Source organism: Pararhodobacter aggregans (assembly GCF_003075525.1).
Lineage (GTDB): Bacteria > Pseudomonadota > Alphaproteobacteria > Rhodobacterales > Rhodobacteraceae > Pararhodobacter > Pararhodobacter aggregans.
Window position 1 is genome coordinate 118,952 of record NZ_QDDR01000003.1, and the last position, 15,905, is coordinate 134,856.

The 15,905-nt window shown below is 67.8% G+C and carries 16 protein-coding genes; 5 read left to right on the top strand and 11 right to left on the bottom strand.

Annotated features, from left to right (window positions below; translation table 11 throughout):
- Positions 1-2 precede the first annotated feature (2 nt).
- The 10 genes from DDE23_RS07535 to DDE23_RS07580 form a co-directional block, all read right to left on the bottom strand.
- Positions 3-1,790 (bottom strand): feruloyl-CoA synthase, encoded by a 1,788-nt coding sequence (locus DDE23_RS07535; RefSeq protein WP_107751359.1) that lies wholly within the window; start codon positions 1,788-1,790, stop codon positions 3-5.
- On the bottom strand, positions 1,762-2,226 hold the full coding sequence (locus DDE23_RS07540) for a MarR family winged helix-turn-helix transcriptional regulator (RefSeq protein WP_107751360.1): 465 nt from the start codon (positions 2,224-2,226) through the stop codon (positions 1,762-1,764). Before DDE23_RS07540 ends, DDE23_RS07535 begins: the two co-directional genes overlap by 29 nt.
- On the bottom strand, positions 2,223-2,978 hold the full coding sequence (locus DDE23_RS07545; protein ID WP_107751361.1) for a crotonase/enoyl-CoA hydratase family protein: 756 nt from the start codon (positions 2,976-2,978) through the stop codon (positions 2,223-2,225). The genes DDE23_RS07540 and DDE23_RS07545 overlap by 4 nt, the downstream gene beginning before the upstream one ends.
- A 4-nt stretch (positions 2,979-2,982) precedes the next feature.
- Positions 2,983-3,747 (bottom strand): SDR family NAD(P)-dependent oxidoreductase, encoded by a 765-nt coding sequence (locus DDE23_RS07550; RefSeq protein ID WP_107751362.1) that lies wholly within the window; start codon positions 3,745-3,747, stop codon positions 2,983-2,985.
- A 99-nt stretch (positions 3,748-3,846) separates the two neighbouring features.
- Positions 3,847-5,160, bottom strand: a complete 1,314-nt coding sequence (locus DDE23_RS07555) for a TRAP transporter large permease (protein WP_107751363.1) — start codon at positions 5,158-5,160, stop codon at positions 3,847-3,849.
- Complete coding sequence (locus tag DDE23_RS07560; protein ID WP_107751364.1) at positions 5,157-5,750, bottom strand: TRAP transporter small permease; 594 nt, start codon at positions 5,748-5,750, stop codon at positions 5,157-5,159. Before DDE23_RS07560 ends, DDE23_RS07555 begins: the two co-directional genes overlap by 4 nt.
- 76 nt (positions 5,751-5,826) lie before the next feature.
- Positions 5,827-6,867 carry a TRAP transporter substrate-binding protein gene (locus DDE23_RS07565; RefSeq protein ID WP_107751365.1) on the bottom strand — a complete coding sequence of 347 codons (1,041 nt, stop codon included), beginning with the start codon at positions 6,865-6,867 and terminating at the stop codon, positions 5,827-5,829.
- Positions 6,868-6,956: 89 nt separating this feature from the next.
- Positions 6,957-7,997 (bottom strand): TRAP transporter substrate-binding protein, encoded by a 1,041-nt coding sequence (locus DDE23_RS07570; protein ID WP_170121816.1) that lies wholly within the window; start codon positions 7,995-7,997, stop codon positions 6,957-6,959.
- 213 nt (positions 7,998-8,210) lie between these two features.
- Positions 8,211-8,855, bottom strand: coding sequence for a maleylacetoacetate isomerase (gene maiA / locus DDE23_RS07575; RefSeq protein WP_337589830.1), 645 nt, complete (start codon positions 8,853-8,855; stop codon positions 8,211-8,213).
- Entirely contained in the window at positions 8,852-9,553 is a 702-nt protein-coding gene (locus DDE23_RS07580) for a fumarylacetoacetate hydrolase family protein (RefSeq protein ID WP_107751367.1), read from the bottom strand. Before DDE23_RS07580 ends, maiA begins: the two co-directional genes overlap by 4 nt.
- Before the next feature lie 283 nt (positions 9,554-9,836).
- Here DDE23_RS07580 and DDE23_RS07585 point away from each other — a divergent pair, with 283 nt between their 5' ends.
- Positions 9,837-10,298 (top strand): MarR family winged helix-turn-helix transcriptional regulator, encoded by a 462-nt coding sequence (locus tag DDE23_RS07585; protein WP_238149926.1) that lies wholly within the window; start codon positions 9,837-9,839, stop codon positions 10,296-10,298.
- On the opposite strand, the gene DDE23_RS07590 is transcribed toward DDE23_RS07585, so the two are convergent.
- Positions 10,295-11,875: an ATP-binding cassette domain-containing protein gene (locus DDE23_RS07590; RefSeq protein WP_107751368.1), complete on the bottom strand. Its 1,581-nt coding sequence runs from the start codon at positions 11,873-11,875 to the stop codon at positions 10,295-10,297. The genes DDE23_RS07585 and DDE23_RS07590 overlap by 4 nt on opposite strands.
- Before the next feature lie 208 nt (positions 11,876-12,083).
- Here DDE23_RS07590 and DDE23_RS07595 point away from each other — a divergent pair, with 208 nt between their 5' ends.
- The 4 genes from DDE23_RS07595 to DDE23_RS07610 all read left to right on the top strand — a co-directional run bounded on the left by DDE23_RS07595 (position 12,084) and on the right by DDE23_RS07610 (position 15,904).
- The gene (locus DDE23_RS07595; RefSeq protein ID WP_107751625.1) at positions 12,084-13,259 is read left to right on the top strand and encodes a substrate-binding domain-containing protein; all 1,176 of its coding nucleotides are present in this window, start codon (positions 12,084-12,086) and stop codon (positions 13,257-13,259) included.
- 134 nt (positions 13,260-13,393) lie between these two features.
- Positions 13,394-14,158, top strand: a complete 765-nt coding sequence (locus DDE23_RS07600; RefSeq protein ID WP_107751369.1) for an ABC transporter ATP-binding protein — start codon at positions 13,394-13,396, stop codon at positions 14,156-14,158.
- Positions 14,151-14,873 carry an ABC transporter ATP-binding protein gene (locus DDE23_RS07605; RefSeq protein WP_107751370.1) on the top strand — a complete coding sequence of 241 codons (723 nt, stop codon included), beginning with the start codon at positions 14,151-14,153 and terminating at the stop codon, positions 14,871-14,873. The genes DDE23_RS07600 and DDE23_RS07605 overlap by 8 nt, the downstream gene beginning before the upstream one ends.
- Positions 14,870-15,904, top strand: a complete 1,035-nt coding sequence (locus DDE23_RS07610; protein ID WP_107751371.1) for a branched-chain amino acid ABC transporter permease — start codon at positions 14,870-14,872, stop codon at positions 15,902-15,904. Before DDE23_RS07605 ends, DDE23_RS07610 begins: the two co-directional genes overlap by 4 nt.
- Position 15,905 lies beyond the last annotated feature (1 nt).

Consider the following 15,905-nt stretch of genomic DNA (forward strand, 5'->3'; position numbering starts at 1 on the left):
GGTCAGACCTTGATCGTTGCGGGGTCGGCGTCGTCATAGAGCCGGTCGAGCATCGCCTTGCGGGTCAGCAGCAGCTTGCGGAAGTTGAGGTTGCCCTTGGCGGTGATCTCGCCCTCGGCCATCGAGGGCGGCTCGGCCAGCACCTGCGCCCGGCGCACGGCATGGGCCGAACCCTCGGTCGGGCCGGGTTTCAGCCGCAGGGCAATCTCGGCCGCCTGCGTCACCGCCAGCGCGCCGCCGTGATCCACCGCGCCTGCGCGCAGGGCGTCGGTCGGCACGATCATCACCCCCACCTCGGCCCGGTCGGCGCCGGTGATGACGATGTCCTGCGCCAGGCCCTTCAGCTTGCCCAGCAGCTCCAGCCTGAGGCCCGCTGCCCGCACCCAGGTGCCGGTGTTCAGCTTGAACTCCTCGGCCAGGCGGCCGTCGAACTTCATGCCCTTGTTCATGTCGGCGGGATCGACGAAGCGCATGGCGTCGCCGGTGATGAAATAGCCTTCCTCGTCAAAGGCCTCGGCGGTCTTTTCGGGGTCGTTCAGATAACCCGGCGTGATCGTGTCGCCCTTCACCCGCACCTCGAAGCGGTTCTCGTCATCGGCGGGGACCAGCTTGATCGTCACCTCGGGCAGCGGCACGCCGATGATCCCCGATTGATGGGTGAATTCGTGCTGGATCAGCGCGGCGGGCGCCGTCTCGGTCAGGCCCCAGGACGAGTTGAAGAGCGGCATGTCGCCCCGCACCTCGTGCGCCATGGCCTCCAGATCGGCCCAGATGTCCTGCGGCAACGAGGCCCCGGCGTAGAACAGCATGTCGAGGTTCTGGAAATACTGGCGGCGCAGCGTGGCGTCCTCCTTCATCGCGTCGCGCAGCACGGCGAAGCCGACCGGCACGTTGAAGGCGATGGTGGGCGAGACCATGCGCAGGTTCTCGATCGTATGCGCGGCGAGCGCTGGCGTCGGCTTGCCGTTGTCGATATAGAGCGTGCCGCCGTTGGCCAGCACCAGATTGAAATTGTGCGAGCCGCCGAAAACGTGGTTCCAGGGCAGCCAGTCCAGCAGGACGGGCGGCTTTTCGGTGACGAAGGGCAGGCAGACGGCCAGCTGCGCCTGATTGGTGGTCATCATCCGCTGCGTGGTCAGGACGCCCTTGGGATGCGAGGTCGAGCCCGAGGTCAGCAGGTATTTCGCCACCGTGTCGGGGCCGACGGCGGCGTTCAGCCCGCTGACATCGCCCCGGCCCTTTTCCAGATCGGCAAAGGCGGTCAGGCCCGGACCCGCGCCCTGGCTCACGACCTTCTCGATACCGTCGAAGACCGGCAGCGCCAGCGCCGCGCCATAGCGGGCGGCATCGTCGGCAAAGACCATGGCCGGGCGGATCATCCCGGCGATGCGTTCCAGCACCGGATGCGCCCCCGGGATCAGCGCGTATTGCTCGGCCACCGGCACGCTCGGCACGCCGATATACTGCGCGGCGAGGGTCAGCAGGGCGTGGTCCACCCCGTTGCCGCTGACGATCAGGATCGGCGTCCCCGCGCCCATGCCACGGTCGGCCAGCGCGGCGGCGAGAGCCTTCACCTGCTCCAGCGCCTGGGCATAGGTGACCTCGCGCCAGCCGGGGCCCGAGCGTTCGGCCAGGAACACGCGGTCCGGCGCGGCGGCGGCCCAGTCGACCAGCCAGTCGGTGGTGCGATGGGCGACCGGGCCCAGATCCCAGCCGCTGCTCAGCAGGATCGCGCCATCGGGCCGATCCTCGCGCGTTGCCCTATGGGCGCGATACCTGTCGTGCGTCATCCGAACTCCTCCCGTTCGATTGAATCTGCCGCAGGGCGCGGTGCAGGGCTGCGCGTTCCTCGTCGCTCAGCCCCCGCGCCATGCGGTCGTCATGCTCGGTCACGGCGACGAAGCTGCGCTCGGCCAGGCGGCGCCCCTTCAGCGTGACCTTGAGTTCATAGGCGCGCCGGTCATCCCGCGCGCGGGTCCGCGTCACCAGATCGAGACCTTCCAGCTCGTCCAGGATCAGCACCAGATTGGGCCGCTCGATGGCCAGGATCTCGGCCAGCTGCGTCTGCCTCAGGCCCGGGTTGTCGCGGATCACCGAGAGCACGGAGAAGGTCAGCATCCTCAGGCCATAGGGCGCCAGCACCGCGTTCACATCGGTCTGGATCGCGGCAAAGGCGCGCTTCATGTCGTAGCCCATGAAGACGCGCAGGATGCTGTCGCCGCTCATGCCCGGAATTGCGGATCGCGCTTTTGCAGGAAAGCGGTCAGGCCCTCGCGGGCGTCGCTGCTGGTCTGGGTGATGGCGGCGCAGAGGCTTTCGGTGAAGAACCCGTCTGCCCTTCCCATGTCGTCGATCCGGGCCAGCGCCTGGATCATGATGTAGTTCGACAGCGGCGCGTTGCCGGCGATCTGTTCGGCCAGTTCCCGCGCCTTGGCCATGGCATCGTCCACGACATAATGGGCAAGGCCCATCGCCCGGCCGTCCTGCGCGTCATATTTGCGCCCGGTGAGCATCATCTCGGTCATCCGGTCGGCGCCGATGATGCGGCCGACGCGGACGCTGGCGCCGCCGCCGATGAAGATGCCGCGCCGCCCCTCGGGCAGCTGGAAATAGGCGGTGGGATCGGCGACACGCACATGAGTCGCGGTGGCAATCTCAAGCCCGCCGCCGATCACCGCGCCGGACAGGGCCGAGACCACCGGCAGCCCGCCAAACTGCACCCGCTCCAGCGTGGCATGCCAGCCGCGCGAATGGCGCATGACGGCTTCGGCATCCATCCGGCCCGCGTGTTCGCTGAGGTCGAGGCCGGAACAGAAATTGCCCCCCGCCCCGGTCAGGATCGCCACCTTCACCGCGGCCGGAGGCGCGCGGAAGAAGGTGTCGATCTGGGCGAACAACCCGTCCGACATGGCGTTGCGCTTGTCGGGACGGTTCAGGGTCAGCGTGGCGATGCTGCCGTCGATCGCGATGTCCAGCATGGGCTTAGCGCGGCGGCAGGCGGGTGGCGCCGTCAAGGCGGATCGTCGTGCCGTTGAGATAGGCGTTCTCGACGATCTGGGCGACCATCAGCCCGTATTCCGAGGGATGGCCCAGCCGGTCCGGGAAGGGGATGTTGGCGGTGATCTGGCGGGTGGTTTCCTCCGGCAGGCTCTCCATCATCGGGGTGTTGAAGAGGCCGGGCGCGATGGCCATGACCCGGATGCCCGAGCGCGCCAGTTCCCGCGCGGCGGGCAGGCACATCGAGGCGATGCCGCCTTTCGAGGCCGAATAGGCCGATTGCCCGACCTGACCGTCCTGCCAGGCGGCCGAGGCGGTGTTGATGACCACGCCCCGTTCGCCGCCGTCCAGGGGGTCCTGCTCCTGCATGCCCTTCACGGCATAGGACATGACGATGTAGCTGCCGATCAGGTTGACGCGGATCACCTTCTCGAAAAGGTCGATCGACATCTTGCCCTCGCGCCCGACGATCCGGGCGGCGACGCCGATCCCGGCGCAGTTCACGGCGACCCGGGGTGCGGCGCCGTAATGGGCCTTCACCGCGTCGAAAGCCGCGGCCACCGCCGCTTCGGAGCCGACATCCGCCTGCACGCCGAAGCCGCCGATCTCGGCCGCGACCGCATCGGCCTTGCCGCCGTCGAAATCGAGCACCGCAACCCTGGCGCCCCGGGCAGCCAGCAGCCGCGCGGTGGCGGCACCCAGGCCGCTGCCGGCACCGGTGACAAGGGCGATCTGTCCGTCGATTTGCATGGAAACCTCCTCCCAAGGTTATGTTGGATATTAATTACATCTCGTAACTATATCGAGTCAAGAAAACCCCGGGGCCTTGGCCACCGGGGTTTTCAGGGATCAGGGGATCAGGAACAGCGTGATCGCCGGGAAGGCCACCAGGATCAGCACGCGGATCAGGTCGGACACCACGAACCACGACACCGCCTTGTAGGTGTGGGTCATCGGCGTCAGCCGGTCCATGGCGTTGATGATGAACAGGTTCATCCCCACCGGCGGGGTGATGAGCCCCGTCTCGACCACGATCAGCACCAGAATGCCGAACCAGATGGCGACATGTTCCGAGGGCATGCCGAAATCCAGCGCCATCATCATCGGGAAGAAGATCGGGATGGTCAGCAGGATCATCGACAGGCTGTCCATGACGCAGCCCAGAACCAGATAGATGGCGAGGATCAGCAGCAGCACGGCGACCGGCGCCAGGCCCAGGCTGACCACCCAGTCGCTCAGCGCGTTGGGCACCTGGGTGCGGGCGAGGAAGCCGTTGTAGAAGGCCGCGCCGAAGACGATGAAGAAGATCATCGCCGAAGAGCGCGCGGTCGAGGTGAAGCTTTCCAGCAGCGTCCTCAGGTTGAGGCCCCGGTTGGCCAGCGCGATCAGGCCGGTGCCCAGCGCCCCGACCGCCGCGCCCTCGGTGGGGGTGAAGACACCGCCATAGATGCCGCCGACCACGGCCAGGAACACCAGGATCACCGGCCAGACCTGCCACAGCAGTTTGAAACGCTCGCCCATCGGCACGCGCTCGGCGGTGCCCGCCCGCTCGGGGTAGATGCGGACATAGATCGAGATGACGATCATGTAGCCGATGGCGGCCAGGATCCCGGGCGCGAAGGCGGCAAGGAACAGCTTGGCGATGTTCTGCTCGGCCAGGATGGCGTAGATCACCAGCACCACCGAGGGCGGGATCAGGATGCCCAGCGTGCCGCCCGCCGCCAGAAGCGCGGTCGAGATGCCGCCGTCATAGCCGAAGCGCCGCAGTTCCGGCAGCGCCACGCGGCCCATGGTGGCGGCGGTGGCCAGCGACGAGCCGCAGATCGCCCCGAACCCCGCGCAAGAGGCGACGGCGGCGATGCCGACCCCGCCCTTGCGGTGGCCGACGAAGGATTCCGCCGCCTTGAACAGCGCCTTCGACATGCCGCCGATGGTGGCGAAATAGCCCATCAGCAGGAACATCGGCACCACGGCCAGCGATTCGCTGGCAAAGGTCGAATAGGCCGCGTTCTTCAGCTGGGCCAGTGGCACACGGGTCGAGCCGTCGATGATCCAGTAGCCGGCGAAGCCGGTGACGAACATCGACAGGCCGATCGGCACGCGGACGAAAATCAGGCCGAGGAGGACGGGAAAGGACAGGATGCCGATCGCAAGGTTGCTCAATGGTCTGCTCCGGCGGTGGCGATGAGGGTACGGTTGGTGACGGCCTCGGCCAGGCGGACCAGGGCCATGTAGACGGCAATCGCGGCCGTGGCGATGGCGGGCACCAGGGCCAGCGCATAGTTCCACCACAGCGGATATTGCAGCAGGAAGGTGGTCGAGCGGCGCCGCGCCAGCGTGTTCATCCCGTCGTAGAGCTGCACCGCGATCAGGACCAGCGCCGCGGCGAACAAGGCCTCGATCAGCACCTGCATCCAGCGCCGGGTCCGGTCGCTGAGGCCCGAGGTGAAGACATCGACCGTGGCATGCCCGGCGGTGATCTGGCACCAGCCGAGGAAGCAGAACACGGCAAAGGCCAGCCCGCCGACCAGCAGCTCATAATCGCCGAAGATCGGCCCGACGCCCGCGTCGAGCAATTGCCGGGCGAGGCCGGGCATGGTCGACTGCATCCAGGTGGAATGCAGCAGGTCCGAGGCCTCGCGCCCGATGATCGAGAGGCAGAGCATCAGCACCAAGATGGTCAGCACCAGGCCGCCGATCACGGCCATCAGCCAGGCGATGCCGTAGAAGATCCTGTGTATCGTTGCGAACATGCGTGTCCCGTCCCTCGGGTCCTTCAGGTTGCCGCCCGCCCGCACTCAGGCGGACGGGCCTGTCGCTGCCCCGCGGTCAGTGCGAGGCCTGATAATCCGCCATCAGCTGGCGGGCCTCGTCGAGAAGCGCCTGACCGTCGATCCCCTGCGATTGCATGTCGGCCAGCCAGCTGTCGTAGACCGGCTGCGCCGCCTCGCGCCAGGCCGCCACATCGGCCTCGGGGATGGTGATGATGTTGTTGCCGTTATCGACCGCCAGCTGACGGGCGGGAATGTCCGCATCCGCCTGCGTGCCACCGGCGAAGACCGACAGGTCGGCGCCCGAGTTGCGGTCGATGATCTCGCGCAGGTCGTCCGGCAGCCCCTCGTAGACCTCGCGGTTCATCGCCAGGGTGAAGGTCACCGTATAGGGATAGGAATTCTCGAACTCGGTGTGGTTGTTGACCAGTTCCGGCACGCGCAGCGAGGTCGTCACCTCCCACGGGATCACCGCGCCGTCGATGACGCCGCGCGACAGGCTTTCGGGGATCATGGTGACCGGCAGGCCGATCGGCTCGGCCCCGAGGATCTGCAACAGCTGCCCGACCATCCGCGACGGCGTGCGCAGCTTCAGGCCCTGCATGTCGGCGATGGTGTTGACCGGCCGGTTCGAGTGGATCACGCCCGGGCCATGCACCCAGGTCGCCAGCAGATGCACGTCCTGATAATCGGTATCGGCCATATGCTCGGTGAACATCTGCCAATAGGCGGCCGAGGCGGCGCGGGCATCCTGCACGAAGAAGGGCAGTTCGAAGACCTCGGTGCGCGGGAAGCGGCCGGGGGTGAAGCCGTTCACGGTCCAGGCGATGTCGGCGATGCCGTCGATCACCTGATCCATCAGCTCGGGCGGGGTGCCGCCCAGCGCCATGGCCGGGAAACGCTCGATGCGGATACGGCCCTCGGATTCACGCTCGATCGTGTCGGCCCAGACGTCCAGCACCAGCGCCGGCACATTGGCCTGCGGCGGCAGGAACTGGTGCAGGCGCAGCGTGACCTCCTGCGCCAGCGCGGCGCCCGCGGTCAGCGCGCTCAGCGCCACGGCACTGGCAAGGCCTGCGATCTTGGAAAAATGCGGCATACTGTCCTCCCTGATGCCCCGTACAATCGTTGGTGCGAGAGGGGCGCGGCTTGTGACCGCGCCCCCAGGCTTCTTGGTGCCTCTGCGGCTTATTGGTGCGCCGCTTCGTATTCGGCCATCAGCGACTGGGCTTCGTCGATCAGCGCCTGACCATCGATGCCGCGGCCGTTCATGTCGGCGACCCAGGTGGCATAGAGCGGCTCGACCAGCGTGCGCCATTCGGCCGCGTCCGCTTCGGACACGGTGACGATGTTGTTGCCCGCATCGACGGCGATCTGACGGGCCGGACCGTCGGCATCGGCCTGCGTGCCACCCGCGAAGATCGAGAATTCGAGGCCCGAGTTCTGGTCGATGACCTGTTGCAGGTCCTCGGGCAGCGAATCGTAGGTGTCCTGGTTCATCGCGAACGAGAAGGTCAGCACATAGAGCGCCGGGCCTTCGAATTCGGTGTGGTTATGCACCAGCTCCGAGACATGCAGCGCGGTGGTCACTTCCCACGGGATCGTGGTGCCGTCGATCACGCCGCGCGACAGCGCTTCCGGCACGCCCGAGACCGGCAGGCCGACCGCTTCGGCGCCGACCAGCGCCAGCAGGTCGTTCACCCCGCGCGAGCCGCCGCGGATCTTCATGCCCTGCAGGTCCGAGGGATGCATGACCGGACGGTTGGTGTGGAACATGCCCGGGCCGTGGACCCAGGTGGCCAGCATGTGCACGCCGGCGAAATCGTCCTGCATGTGCTCTTCATACATCTGCCACAGCGCCGACGAGGCCGCGCGGGCATCGGCGACCATGAAGGGCAGTTCGAAGACTTCGGTCTGCGGGAAGCGGCCCGGCGTGTAGCCGTTCACGGTCCAGATGATGTCGGCCACGCCGTCCATGACCTGATCCATCAGCTCGGGCGGGGTGCCGCCCAGCGCCATCGAGGCGTAGCGCTCGATGCGGATGCGGCCGTTCGAGTCGCGCTCGACATTGTCGGCCCAGACGTCCAGCACGTCGCGCGGCACATTGGCCTGCGCCGGCAGGAACTGGTGCATCCGAAGGGTGAATTCCTGGGCCGAGGCCGTACCGGCCGTGAGGGCCACCGCCGCCGCGGCACCCATCAGACCCAGGATCGTTCTGCGCTTGGTCATGTGTGTTCCTCCCAAAGACACAAGGCTGGCACTATGTTGCAAGTGATGGCACACGTCGCATTATATTGCCAACATATTTTTGTTTGTCGTGCATTCCCCGCCGCGGACGCTCCTCGCCCCCGCTTTGTTGCGAGTGCAAGGTTCCATGCGGCGACGATTCCTGCAAGCATTATTTGTTGACCGATCGGTCACTCTTTGCGGGGCGCGCTTGGCTCATTCGGCGTCGGGCTGACGGCTGGGATGAGCCTCGGCGAAGGCCGGCAGCGCCTCGCAGGCCTCGGCAATCGCGCTCAGCCGCGGCATGGCTGACAGATCGACCTTGAAGCGCCGCGCGGCGAAGATCTGCGGCAGCAGATAGACCTCGGCCATGCCCGGCGCCTCGCCAAAGGCGTAGCGGCTGGCGGGGCGTTTGGCCAGCAGCGCCTCGCAGGCGGCCAGACCGTCGCCGATCCAGCGCTGGCACCAGATTTCCTTGCCCTCGGCCCCCTGACCGAACGCCGTGTCCAGATATTGCAGCACGCGCAGGTTCTGCAGCGGATGGATCTCGCAGGCGATGACGGCGCAGAAGGCCCGGACCGCGGCGCGGTCGGCAGCGCCGGTCGGCAGGAGCGCGGGCTCGGGATGGGTTTCCTCCAGCCATTCGAGGATGGCGGGGGATTGCGTCAGCACCAGCCCGTCCACCTCCAGCGTCGGCACCAGACCTTGCGGGTTCAGGGCCTTGTAGGCGGGGGATTTCTGCTGCCCGCCGTCCTTGACCAGATGCACCGCCACCTGCTCATAGGCCAGCCCCTTGAGGTTCAGCGCGATCCGGCAGCGATAGCTCGAGGACGAACGGAAATAGCCGTGAAGCGTCATCATTCCGCCACCCCCAGCGTCAGGGCGATGGGCTCCAGCCCGTCGATGCCGCCGGTAATCACGTCGCCCGCCACCACGGCGCCGACACCCGCGGGGGTGCCGGTCATGATGATGTCACCGGGCATCAGGTGATAATAATGCGACAGATGGCTGATGACCTCGGCCGGGGACCAGACGAGTTCGTCCAGCGTCGCGTCCTGGCGGATCTGGCCATTCACCGACAAATGGATGCGCCGCCCGGCCAGCGAGGGGATCGAGGCCGCCGGGGTCAGCGCCGTCAGCACCGCCGATTGTTCGACATCCTTGCCCAGATCCCAGGGGCGGCGGTTGTCCTTGCCGTCCTGCTGGCGGTCGCGCCGGGTCATGTCCAGCCCCGAGCCATAGCCGAAGATCGCCGCCTGCCCGGCCGCCAGATCGCCCTTGAAGACCGGCGCCCCGACGGCGACGACCAGCTCCATCTCGTAATGGAAATTCGAGGTGCCCGGCGGATAGGGCACCGTCGCACCCGAGGCGCAGAAGGCCCCGGCCGGGGTCTTGGTGAAATACCACGGCGCCTCGCGGTCCACCGTGCCACCCATCTCGGCGGCATGGGCCTCGTAATTGCGGCCGACACAGAAAATGCGGTTCACCGGGTATTCGGCGCTCTGGCCCAGCACCTTGACGCTGTGCACCGGCGCGGGCGGGAAGAGATAATCGGTCATCGGGCGCGTTCCTTGTCGTGTTCCTGCCTGTCCGGGGACGGCGTGAGATCGGGTCGGGGAGGGCGATGGCCAATCCCCCGGCCGCCGCTGTCAGGCCTAGCGCGGCGGGGGCCCGTAGGGAAGACCGAAGCGCGGGCGCCGGTGGCGGCGGCAAGGCACCCCTGCCCCTGCGGTCCTTGCTGCATCATGACATCCCCCTCGCCCCGGCCGCGGCCCGGCATTTGGGTAGTATGCTAACGATCAGCATGCTTGTCAAAGCCCCCGCGCCGCGTATCCTTGGCCCATGTCCATCGTCCATGCCATGCCGGGTTTCCTGATCCGCCGCCTGAACCAGATCTCGATGTCGGTGTTTCAGGAGCGCATGCAGCGCCTGGGGCTCGACCTGACCTCGGTGCAATTCGCGGCCCTCGTGGCCCTGTCCGAAAACCCCGGGATCGACCAGGCGACGCTGGCCGGGCTCATCGCCCATGACCGGGTGACCATCGGCGGTGTGGTGGACCGGCTGGTCGCCAAGGATCTGGTCGCACGCCGGATCAACCCACAGGACCGCCGCGCCCGGCAACTGGCCCTGACCGACAGCGGCGCAACGCTGCTGCAACGCCTGATCCCCGAGGTTCAGGCGTTGCAGCACGACATCCTCGCCGGTCTCTCGGCTGCGGAGGTCGCGGCCTTCGTCACCCTCGCCAGACGCACCACCGAGGCGGGCAACGACCGCTCGCGCGCCCCGCTCCGCCCCCGGGACTAGCCCAGCGCCAGCCGCCTTGTCGGCGCCAGCGCCTCAAGGAAACGGGTGTCGTGGCTGACCACCACCAGCGCCCCGTCATAACCGGCCAGCGCCGCCTCCAGCGCCTCGGTCGCGTCGAGGTCCAGGTGATTCGTCGGCTCGTCCAGCAACAGCAGCGAGGGTGGCCGCGGCCCGCCCAGCGTGCAGGCCAGCCCGGCCCTCAGCCGCTGCCCGCCGCTAAGCGCGCCGACCGTCTGCAAGGCGTCCTCGGCCCGAAACAGGAACCGGGCCAGCGTCGCCCGCGCCCTGTTCTCGTCCGCCCCGGGGTTGAGCCGCAGGAAGGCCTCGCGCAGCGTCTCGGCCGGGTCGAGCAGGCTCACCGATTGGTCGAGCATCGCCAGCGGAACCGGCCGCTCCACCGTTCCGGTCAGGGGTGCCAGCGCCCCGGTAATCAGCGCCATCAGCGTCGATTTCCCCGCCCCGTTCGGCCCGGTGATCGCCAGCCGCTCGGGCCCGGTCAGCACCAGCGACAGGTCGCGGATCACCGGGTGCGCCGGGTCGTGCCCGCCCGTCACCCGGTCCAGCCGCAGGACGATCCGGTCGCGCGGCAGGCCGGTCGGCGGCAGGTCCATCCGCATCGGCTGCAGGATCTCGACCTTGGCCCGCGCCGCCTCCAGCGCCGCCCCGGCCTCGGCCGCGCGCGCCTCGCGCAGCCGGGCGCCGGACCCGTCGGTGCCCTCGGCCCGGTCCTTGCGCGCATCGAGCAACAGCTTCGGCTGATCGCCCCGCGCCCGCACCCGCCGGCCCGCGGCATCGCTGCGCGCCTTGCGTTCGGCCGCCTGCCGAGCCCGGCGCGCACTCTCGTCCTGCTGGCGCGCGGCATGGTCCAGCGCCTGCCCGGCCGCCTGCAGCGCCACCGCCTTCTGCGCGCGATAGGCGCTGTAGCCGCCCCCGAACCGCGCCGCGCCCAGCGTCGTCAGCTCGACGATGGCATCCATCTGCTCCAGCAGTTCCCGGTCATGGCTGACGACGATCGCCGCCCGGCCCCAGGCGGCCAGAGCCGCCAGCACCGCCGCCCGCCCCTCGGCATCGAGGTTGTTCGTGGGCTCGTCCAGCAGCAGGATGTCGGGCGCGTCGAACAGGGCCGCCGCCAGCGCCGCACGGGTCACCTGACCGCCTGACAGGGCGGCAAGCGGCGTCCCTGGCGGCATCGCCAGCCCCAGCGCCAGAAGCGCCGCCTCCAGCCGCGCGGGCAGGGTCCAGTCGGCCTCGGCCAGATCCTCGGCGCTGGCCGCGCCCGCCTCGGCCCGGTCGAGGAGCGCCAGCGCCGCGCGCGCGCCGAACAGGTCGGCCAGCGTCTGGTCCCCGGCATGGACCTGCCGCAGCATCGCCACCCGGCCATGGCGCAGGATCTGCCCCGAGGCGGGCGTCACCTCTCCGGCGATGAGGCGCAACACTGTGGTCTTGCCGGTGCCGTTGCGGCCGACAAGCCCGGTGCGCCCGGGGCCGAAGGACAGGGACAGATCGGTGAAAAGCGGCGCGCCGTCAGGCTTGAGGAAGCCGAGCGCTGCAAGGGTGACGGAGGTCAGGGCAGACATGGAGAATTTCCCGAATCGTGGCGGTAGGGGCGACGGTTTCGAGATGGCGATCCATGGCGGTAACTCCGGTGCTTTCCGCCGCCAATCTAACCCCTCGGCGCCCGAGTTCAACCGAACCGGCCAAAGTTTCCTTGACAGAAAGGGATTCGCCCGGCATCCCTAAGTGAAACATGAATCATTGTTCATGTTTGCGAACAGGGAGGAATTCATGAGATTGCTGTTGAGCGCGGCCTTCGTTGCCTTGGCCACCGCCCCCGCCATGGCCGACGAGATCCGCATCGCCCATATCCACGACATGACCGGCGCGCTGGAAGCCTATGCCGCGCAAAGCCAGATCGGCCTGATGATGGGCCTCGAATACGCCACCGAAGGCACGATGCAGGTGGAGGGTAACGATCTGGTTGTCACCGAATATGACAGCCAGCTGCGCCCCGATCTGGGCCGCGCCCTGCTGGCGCAGGCCTTCGGCGACGATGGCGCCGATATCGCCGTCGGCCCCACCTCGTCGGGCGTGGCCCTGGCCATGCTGCCGGTGGCCGAGGAATACGAGCGCATCCTGCTGGTGGAACCGGCGGTGGCCGATTCGATCACCGGCGCCGACTGGAACCGCTACATCTTCCGCACCGGGCGCAACTCCAGCCAGGACGCCATCTCGAACGCCATCGCCCTGGGGCAGGAGGGCGTGGTGATCGCCACGCTGGCGCAGGATTACGCCTTCGGCCGCGACGGCATCGCCGCCTTCCGCGAAGCGCTGGAAGGCACCCCCGCCCGGCTGGTGCATGAGGAATACGCGCCCACCGACACCACCGATTTCACCGCCGCCGCCGAGCGCATCTTCAACGCCCTGCAGGAACACGAAGGCGACCGTCGCCTGTTCGTCATCTGGGCGGGCGGCAACAACCCGATGAGCCGGATCCAGGCGATGGACCCGGGCCGGTTCGGCATCCAGATGGCCACCGGCGGCAACATCCTGCCTGCGATGGTCAGCTACCGCGACTTCCCCGGCATGGAGGGCGCGACCTATTACTATTATGAGATCCCGCAGAATCCGGTGAACCAATGGTTCGTCGAACAGCACATGGAACGCTACGGCACCCCGCCCGATTTCTTCACCGCAGGCGGCATGGCGGCCGGGATCGCCATCGTCGAGGCCCTGCGCGCCAGCGGCGGCTCGACCGATGCCGAGGATCTGATCACCGCCATGGAGGGCATGCATTTCGAGACGCCCAAGGGCGAGATGTGGTTCCGCGCCGAGGACCATCAGGCCATGCAATCCATGTACCACTTCCGCATCGCCATCCATGACGGCGTCGAATGGGCCGTGCCGGAACTGGTGCGCGAGATCACGCCCGACATGATGGACATCCCGATCCGCAACCAGTGATCGGGCGTTGATCGGCCGGGGGGCGTCCGCCGCGCGCCCCCCTCATCTTTGTTCTTCAAATATCCCGGGGGGCTCGGGGGGCTGGCCCCCCGAACCTTGCCGCACGCGCCACCCTCCCCTCGAAAAGGCCTGCCATGCCCCAGCCTTCTCTCGTCACCCAGGATCTGACCGTGCGCTTCGGCGGCCATGTCGCCGTGGACCGCGTGAGCTGCGCCTTCACCCCCGGCGAGCTGACCGCCATCGTCGGCCCCAACGGCGCCGGCAAGACCACCTATTTCAACCTGATCTCGGGCCAGATCCGCGCCACCTCGGGCCGTGTGACGCTCATGGGCCGCGACATTTCCGGCCTCTCGCCCTCGGCCCGGACCGAGGCAGGGCTCGGCCGCGCCTTTCAGCTGACCAACCTCTTCCCCCGCCTCACCGTTCTGGAAAACGTCCGCCTGGTCATCCAGGCGCGCGAGCGGCGGGGCTTCAACCTCTGGACCATGGCGATGGGCCACCGCGACCTGATCGAGGAAGCCGAGGCGGTGCTGGACCGCGTCCGCCTGACCGCGCTGCGCGACCAGAATGTCAGCGCCCTGTCGCACGGCGACCAGCGCAAGCTGGAGGTGGCGGCGATGATCGCCCTGAAGCCCCGGGTCTTCATGTTCGACGAACCCACCGCCGGCATGTCGGTCGAGGAGGCGCCGGTCATCCTGGACCTGATCGCCGGGATCAAGGCCGACCCCGCCGCCACCGTCCTGCTGGTCGAACACAAGATGGACGTGATCCGCAGCCTCGCCGACCGCATCATCGTCCTGCACAACGGCGCGCTGGTGGCCGATGGCAAACCGGCCGAGGTCATGGCCTCGGCCGTGGTGCAGGAGGCCTATCTCGGCAAGGAACTGACCGATGTCTGACGCCATTCTCAGGCTGAAGGGCGTCAAGACCGACATCGCCCAGTACCACATCCTGCACGGCGTCGACCTCGATGTGCCACGCGGCGCGGTGACCATGCTGCTGGGCCGCAACGGCGCGGGCAAGACCACCACGCTGCGCACCATCATGGGGCTGTGGAAGCCGCATCAGGGCGAAATCCTGCTCGATGGCGCGCCGATCAACGGCCTCAACCCCGCGCAGATCGCCCGGCGCGGCATCGGCTTCGTACCCGAGGATATGGGGATCTTCTCGGACCTCACGGTCGAGGAGAACATCCGCCTCGCCGCCCTGTCCGGCCAGCCGATCCCCGAACGCCTCGACTGGATTTTCGAGGCCTTTCCGGCGCTGCGCACCTTCTGGAAATCCGCCGCAGGCACCCTGTCCGGCGGGCAGAAGCAGATGCTCTCGGTCGCCCGCGCGGTGGTCGAGGATCGCGAACTCTACCTGATCGACGAACCCTCCAAGGGGCTGGCCCCCGCCATCGTCGCCACGCTGGCCAAGGCGCTGAAAGACCTGAAGAACCGCGGCGCCTCGATCCTGATGGTCGAGCAGAATTTCTCGCTGGCCAAGGCCCTGGGCGATCATGTCGCGGTCATGGATGACGGCAGGATCATCTGGACCGGCCGCATGACCGAGCTGGCCTCGGACACCGGCCTGCAGGAACGCCTGATGGGCCTGAAGATGGAAACCGCATGACCGATTCCGCCCCCACCCATGCCCCCACGATGACCAAGTTGCCGCTGGCCGAACGGCTGCGGCCCTGGCTGCCGGTGCTGCTGGTGCCGGTGCTGATCGTCATCGGCTACCTGATCATCCCCTCGCAATCGTCGTGGCTGACGCTGACCGTCTCCGGCCTCGCCATGGGGATGATGATCTTCGTCATCGCCTCGGGGATGACGCTGGTTTTCGGCCTGATGGATGTCATCAACTTCGGGCACGGCGCCTTCATCTCGTTCGGGGCCTTCGTCGGCACCACCGTGCTGCTGGCGCTGGGGCAGATGACCGGCGCACCCTCGCTACTCCTGAACCTGCTGGCCATCGCCGGGGCGGTGCTGGCGGCGATGATCGTCACCGGCGGCATGGGCTGGGCCTTCGAGCGCGCCATCGTGCGCCCGGTCTATGGCAGCCACCTCAAGCAGATCCTCGTCACCATGGGCGGGCTCATTGTCGCCGAACAGCTGATCTATGTGATCTGGGGCGGGCATGAGATCGTCATCGCAAGGCCCGAGACGCTGAAAGGCGCCATCACCTTCGCCGGCGCCGCGCTGGAGAAATACCGGCTGGTCGCGGTCGCCGTGGGGCTGATCGTGTTCCTCGCGCTCAGGCTGGTGCTCAGACGCACCAAGCTGGGCCTCATCGTCCGCGCGGGCGTCGAGAACCCCGAGATGGTGCAGGCGCTGGGCTACAACATCACCCGCGTCTTCGTCGGCGTCTTCATCGCCGGATCGGCGCTGGCGGGCCTCGGCGGCGTCATGTGGGCGCTCTATCAGGAGGTCATCACCGCCCATATGGGCAACGAGATCATGATCCTCGTGTTCATCGTGGTCATCATCGGCGGCCTCGGCTCGGTCGAGGGCTGCTTCATCGGCGCGCTGACCGTGGGGCTGGTGCAGAACTACGCCGCTTTCATGGAGCCGAAACTGGCCCTGATTTCCAACATCGCCCTGATGGTGGCGATCCTGATGTGGCGGCCCATGGGCATGGTCCCGGTGGTGAAGGCGAAGTGAC

Bases quoted from the DNA above. Each gene is read 5' to 3' on its own strand.
- DDE23_RS07590 (WP_107751368.1), bottom strand. From the start codon at position 11,875: ATGTCTGCCCTGACCTCCGTCACCCTTGCAGCGCTCGGCTTCCTCAAG.
- DDE23_RS07605 (WP_107751370.1), top strand. From the start codon at position 14,151: ATGTCTGACGCCATTCTCAGGCTGAAGGGCGTCAAGACCGACATCGCC.
- DDE23_RS07540 (WP_107751360.1), bottom strand. From the start codon at position 2,226: ATGAGCGGCGACAGCATCCTGCGCGTCTTCATGGGCTACGACATGAAG.
- DDE23_RS07565 (WP_107751365.1), bottom strand. From the start codon at position 6,867: ATGCCGCATTTTTCCAAGATCGCAGGCCTTGCCAGTGCCGTGGCGCTG.
- DDE23_RS07560 (WP_107751364.1), bottom strand. From the start codon at position 5,750: ATGTTCGCAACGATACACAGGATCTTCTACGGCATCGCCTGGCTGATG.
- DDE23_RS07550 (WP_107751362.1), bottom strand. From the start codon at position 3,747: ATGCAAATCGACGGACAGATCGCCCTTGTCACCGGTGCCGGCAGCGGC.
- maiA (WP_337589830.1), bottom strand. From the start codon at position 8,855: ATGATGACGCTTCACGGCTATTTCCGTTCGTCCTCGAGCTATCGCTGC.
- DDE23_RS07585 (WP_238149926.1), top strand. From the start codon at position 9,837: ATGTCCATCGTCCATGCCATGCCGGGTTTCCTGATCCGCCGCCTGAAC.
- DDE23_RS07600 (WP_107751369.1), top strand. From the start codon at position 13,394: ATGCCCCAGCCTTCTCTCGTCACCCAGGATCTGACCGTGCGCTTCGGC.
- DDE23_RS07580 (WP_107751367.1), bottom strand. From the start codon at position 9,553: ATGACCGATTATCTCTTCCCGCCCGCGCCGGTGCACAGCGTCAAGGTG.
- DDE23_RS07535 (WP_107751359.1), bottom strand. From the start codon at position 1,790: ATGACGCACGACAGGTATCGCGCCCATAGGGCAACGCGCGAGGATCGG.
- DDE23_RS07610 (WP_107751371.1), top strand. From the start codon at position 14,870: ATGACCGATTCCGCCCCCACCCATGCCCCCACGATGACCAAGTTGCCG.
- DDE23_RS07545 (WP_107751361.1), bottom strand. From the start codon at position 2,978: ATGCTGGACATCGCGATCGACGGCAGCATCGCCACGCTGACCCTGAAC.
- DDE23_RS07570 (WP_170121816.1), bottom strand. From the start codon at position 7,997: ATGACCAAGCGCAGAACGATCCTGGGTCTGATGGGTGCCGCGGCGGCG.
- DDE23_RS07595 (WP_107751625.1), top strand. From the start codon at position 12,084: ATGAGATTGCTGTTGAGCGCGGCCTTCGTTGCCTTGGCCACCGCCCCC.